The organism is Arenibaculum pallidiluteum (assembly GCF_017355985.1).
GTDB lineage: Bacteria > Pseudomonadota > Alphaproteobacteria > Azospirillales > Azospirillaceae > Arenibaculum > Arenibaculum pallidiluteum.
In genome coordinates this window covers 1-4937 of sequence record NZ_JAFIQU010000034.1, presented here as the reverse complement: position 1 = coordinate 4937, position 4937 = coordinate 1, and the positions used below count along the sequence as shown (strand labels likewise).

At 64.7% G+C, this 4937-nt stretch carries 5 protein-coding genes; 1 reads left to right on the top strand and 4 read right to left on the bottom strand.

Annotated features, from left to right (window positions below; genetic code table 11):
* The coding region (locus JUB13_RS30920; protein ID WP_207486118.1) for a response regulator at positions 1 to 684 on the top strand (684 nt) is incomplete at its 5' end.
* Here the strand turns inward: JUB13_RS30920 and JUB13_RS30915 are convergent.
* The 4 genes from JUB13_RS30915 to JUB13_RS30900 all read right to left on the bottom strand — a co-directional run.
* Positions 635 to 934: a hypothetical protein gene (locus JUB13_RS30915; RefSeq protein ID WP_207486117.1), complete on the bottom strand. Its 300-nt coding sequence runs from the start codon at positions 932 to 934 to the stop codon at positions 635 to 637. The genes JUB13_RS30920 and JUB13_RS30915 overlap by 50 nt on opposite strands.
* A 434-nt stretch (positions 935 to 1368) precedes the next feature.
* Complete coding sequence (locus JUB13_RS30910; protein ID WP_207486116.1) at positions 1369 to 2553, bottom strand: pentapeptide repeat-containing protein; 1185 nt, start codon at positions 2551 to 2553, stop codon at positions 1369 to 1371.
* Between the two features lie 93 nt (positions 2554 to 2646).
* Positions 2647 to 3975 carry a sensor histidine kinase gene (locus JUB13_RS30905; RefSeq protein ID WP_207486115.1) on the bottom strand — a complete coding sequence of 443 codons (1329 nt, stop codon included), beginning with the start codon at positions 3973 to 3975 and terminating at the stop codon, positions 2647 to 2649.
* A gap of 272 nt (positions 3976 to 4247) precedes the next feature.
* Positions 4248 to 4937: response regulator (locus JUB13_RS30900; RefSeq protein ID WP_207486114.1), on the bottom strand; the 690-nt coding region annotated here is incomplete at its 5' end.

Below are 4937 nucleotides of genomic sequence, written 5' to 3'. Positions count from 1 at the left end.
AGCGGCGTGCCGATCGATCTGATGTTCACCGACGTCGTCATGCCGGGCCCGCTGCGCAGCCCGGAGCTGGCCAGGAAGGCGCGCGAACGGATGCCCGGAATCGCGGTCCTGTTCACCTCGGGCTACACGGAGAACGCGCTCGTCCACGGCGGTCGCCTCGACGACGACGTGGAGCTCCTGAGCAAGCCCTACACCCGCGAGAAGCTCGCCCGCAAGATCCGGCACACGCTGCGGAAGCAGGAGCAAAGAAACGATGCCTCTGCGGCGGGATTCCGGACCGCCCCCTCGCATCGCATGGCCGGTGATGCCCGTTCGCTGCACGTGCTCCTGGTCGAGGACGACGATCTCATCCGGCTGTCGACGGCGGAGATGCTTGAGGGACTCGGCCATACGGTTCAGGAAGCGCGGACCGCCACGGAGGCGGTGACGGCCCTCGATGCGCGCGTCTTTGACGTGCTGCTAACGGACATCGGGCTCGGCAGGGGGCGCTCGGGGATCGAACTGGCGACGGAGGCGCGCCGGAAAAATGCGGCGCTGCGGCTGGTGTTCGTCTCAGGCTACGACCTGCCGCCCGGGACGATGGAGAGCGACCTCCTCGCGGGCGCAATCCTGCTTCGCAAGCCGTTCGACGAGATCAAATTGGCCGACGCGTTGCTTGCGTCGCTGGCTCGGTCGTCAGTCTGACGTCGGCGATGATCCCCGTCAGCTTCGTCACCTCGGGCGGAATCCGCCGGCCGGGATCCTTGTACAAGGACCAGCTTCCGAGCACCTCGAAGATGCGGCCGCACTCGACGCCATCGAGGAACTCGACCATGGCGAGTTGGATGATACGATCTCCGCCTCCAGCCCCGTCCGTGTCGACGATCAGGCCGACACGCCTCGCGCAGCCATCATGCTCGTGATAGCGCGGCCGCGGCACGAACCGGCGGAGCACCACATACCCGTCGGTGCTCGCCAGCAGCGCGGCGGTCCCTCAAGATCCCCGCTCATCGCAGCCATCCCCTTCCCTGCCCCGGCGCCAGCACTGCAGTTCAACGGGGTCTCGAACAAGCGATGGCGCACCCGGCCGAGCGTCCGCGGCACCACAACGTGACGGTCATTCTCGTTCAGCCGAGCACGACTCGCGAGTTCTCGCGGAGGTCCATGGGTGCATTGAAGCGACACGCTGCCGGTACGTAACCGAACCCCGATCAATCGATCCTTCAGAGGAGCCTGCGGCATGTCCGAGCCAGGCACAAGGCGTAGCTCGCAGAGTGCTCGGGACCTTCCGCGAGACCGTGCCCTGTTTTTAAGCGTGAGGTTCCGGTAAGGACATGCCCCCTCAACCTCGAGCGACGGCGCGGGACCGTCCTTGGCCCGTCACGACATTCAGGGATCCGTTCGGGCGGAAACAAGTTGCGAGAACATCAAGGCCGTACGATCCAACTCGGCCCCGCGGAGGTCGGCTCCCGCCAGATTGCAGTAGACCAGGTAGGCCCCCGTTAGACGTGCCCCACGGAGATCTGCGCCCCTCAGGTCAGCTTCCCCAAGCCGGGCGTCGCGAAGGTCGGTAGGCCATGTCCTGCCGGTCTGGCGGCCATCCGGCGAGCGCAGTTCGACAGCGCGGGCGGAAACCTCGCACATTACCGCACGGCTGAGATCAGCCTCGCGCAGAACTGCTCCTGAAAGATCCGCGCCGGTCAGCCGCGCCTCAATCAAGCGGCTCTTCGCGAGGCGGGCCAGCTGCAGACGGCAGCCCGTAAAATTGGCGCGCGTGAGATTGCACTCCTCAAGCAGGGCACCGCTCAGATCCGTTCCCTCGAGGTCTATTCCTCCGAGATCCCGGCCAACTAGTTCCAGGCGCGCGCCTTCGGTGCCCTGACTGGAGACCCAGGCTGCGTGAGCATCCAACGCTACGATCAACTCCTCTGAGAGAGTCCGCCGACCTTTGTGGATGACTGCATCTGTGAGAATTGTTCCATCAGTCTTTGCATGCAGGAGGTTGACGTTGCGCAGTTCGGCACCGTGGAGATCCGCTCCCGTGAAATCCGCTCCAGTCACCTTGGCATTGTTGAGCAGGACGCCTTTCATCTTGGCGCCAGCAAGGGTCGCATTGGTCAGATCTGCACCACTGAGGTTTGCCTTGAACAGGTTCACGCTCGACAAGTCAGCGCCAGCCAAATTGGCACCCGACAACGCCGCGCGTTCGAGGTCGGCCCCGCGGGCGGACGCGCCTGACAGATCCGCCCCGCGTAGGTCGGTAGCCTTGTCTTGAACCCGTTTGCGATCCGCAACCCAGATCACGAGCTGCCCGGGCCTGAGATCTGCCTTGTCGAGCTTGGCGCCGCGCAGGATCGTCCGGGTCAGATTGGCTCCGCGCAGATCGGCAGCCAACAGCGAAGCTTCTGTCATGTTGACGGCAGCCAAGTTCGCCCCGAACAGGTCGGCGCGATCCAGCGTGGCCCGTATGGCGGCCCCGTTGCTGAGATCGATGCCCGAAAGCAGAGCCGCCGGCATGAACAGGCGGCTGAGATCGCGCCCGGCCATCCGAGCGCCTTTGAGATTCAGGATCATCCCGCCCGGACGTCCCTCGATGTACCGGCGGTGCTGAGCGACAAGTTGGAGGAGCCTGCTCGATTCCATCAACTCACAAAGGACCTCGCCAGCTTAATTATTGATGAACCCGAAGCCGGCGCGGGTAGCGGTCGGAGTTCTCTTGGACATTGGGAAGCGCAAGCAGGCGAGTGTTCCAAATGGGTGAGCCGGGCCAATGGAGAATGTCCCGCCGAGCTGGGCGGCAATGCGCGTGGCAATCGCCATGCCGAGGCCTTCCGACGAATTCTCGTGAGGAACCGTCAAGCCGACGCCATCGTCCTCGATCCGGAGCGCAAGATCGGCTCCGTCGCGCTCGAGCGTGACCTGGATGCGGCCGCGGCATCCACCCGGGAACGCATGCTTGCAGGCGTTCCACACAAGCTCGTTGACCACGAGACCGACTGAAACGGCCGCGCTCGCGTCGAGTTCGATGTCTGCGGCCTCGACGATGACGCTAAGTCGTCCCGGCGAGCCATGCGCCTCCAGAAGATGGTTGCACAGCCGCCCGAGATAGCTCCCGAGTTCCACCGTGGCAAAGCGGTTGCCCTTGTGCAGCTCGTCGTGAACCAGCGAGATCGTGTGGACGCGTCCCACCGTCTCGTCGAAGGCCGAGCGGCTCGGTGCGTCTTCAATCTGCCGGCGCTTCGCCCTGAGCAGGCTGATGATGACCTGCAGGTTGTTGCGGACGCGGTGATGTACCTCGTGGAGCAGGACGTCTCGGTCCGACAGCGCCTCGGTCAGATGCCGCGTGCGCTCCAACACACGGTTCTCAAGCTCCTGGTTGAGCTGAAGGAGCTCTGCCTTCGTGGCCTTGTAGGACGCGCTCTCGACCACCGACCATTGGCCGCGTCGACGGGCCACCGCGAAATGGTGGTTTTCAACAATATCTAGGACGCCTTCCGCATCGCAGCGGCGCATGCAGTAGCTGCACAACGCCGTGATCCGGTGACCATGGAAGCAGCCGTTGATCGCCGACTCGTAGTCCTGGAAATCTCGCCAGCCGACAGGCTCAAGCCAAAACGTGTTACCGGTCAGACGCAGGCCCGCATATCCCCTGTCGAGCGCCTGCGCCTCGCGGGCGAGCCAGCCATCGAGGACCTGTTGGGCCGTCATGGCGCCTTGGCGTAGGTACCACTCGTCATGGCCCAGGATCTCGATTTGCCCCTTGGCCTTTCTTCGCTCTAGATCGGGAACCACACTCCGCAGCGCCGCCTCGCAGGCGGCCGGGGGGAGAGGATCCGAGGCGATCCAGAGGCAGCTCTCGTTGGCCTCCAGCCCAGCCTTGAAGTATGGGACAAGGAATTCCTTGAGATCTGCCGCGGTGTCGTAGAGTTGGCACAGATGAGTACCCCAGGGAAGCGGCCCGACAACGTCCAATCCGCTCGGCGTCAGTTCGGTCATGCCCGTTCCCTCAATGAGCGTTCCGCACCGCCGGCTCATAGCACATCCGGATCCCGGAATGCCCGTGCTTTGGCACGCGCCATTCGATCCGGACCAGCCTGCGGGGCACACCGACCCACGGCCTGTCTTATGTGCGGTCCCGAGGAGGCCCGAGCGGTCGACGCCGCATTCCCTACGGCGTCGACGCGATGTTGACAAGGCGTCCGGTGACGACCCGATCCGTGATGGCGGTATGCACTGCATCGGCGGCCCACAACTGCATGCGCCGGACTTCACACGGCAGTCCCGGGCGCCACCGCGAGGAACGCCTCCTGCAGATCTCTCTGGTCGAACGGCTTGCGCAGTAGGACGGCGCCGGCGAGAGCGTTGTCGGCGGTGGCTTCACGCTGCAAATCGTAGCCCGAAACGAACACAATCCGCAGAGCCGGGTTTCCACGTCGGGATGCCGCTGCCAGATCGACACCTGATCCATCCCCGAGCCCGATGTCGGTCATGAGCAGGTCGATCGGCTGCTGCTGGAGGATTGCCGTCGCCTGGGACGAGCTCCCCGCCTCCTGGACGACGTGCCCGAGGTCCGTCAGCATCTCGGCCGTGGCCATCCGGATCAGCTCGTCGTCTTCCACCAGAAGCACGCGTAAAGGGCGCGTCGCCGCACCGGCGCCGACAATCGGGCGTCCGGACGGCGCCGGTGCGGCGCTCCCCTTCGCCTTGTTCCTCTGTTGCTGATTGCGGAGTACGTGCCGAAGCTTCCGGGCGAGTTTCTCGCGTGTGTAGGGTTTGCTCAGCAGGTCGACACCCTCATCGACCCGCCCGCCATGCACGATGGCGTTCTCCGTGTAGCCGGACGTGAATAGTACTGCGATCCCTGGGATGCGTTCGCGCGCCTTCCTGGCCAGCTCCGGGCTGCGCAGCGGGCCCGGCATGACGACGTCGGTGAACATCAGATCGATCGGCACGCCGCT

What these genes read in the sequence shown, in the direction of transcription:
- JUB13_RS30905 (WP_207486115.1), bottom strand. Translation starts at nt 3,975, where the DNA reads ATGACCGAACTGACGCCGAGCGGATTGGACGTTGTCGGGCCGCTTCCC.
- JUB13_RS30910 (WP_207486116.1), bottom strand. Translation starts at nt 2,553, where the DNA reads ATGATCCTGAATCTCAAAGGCGCTCGGATGGCCGGGCGCGATCTCAGC.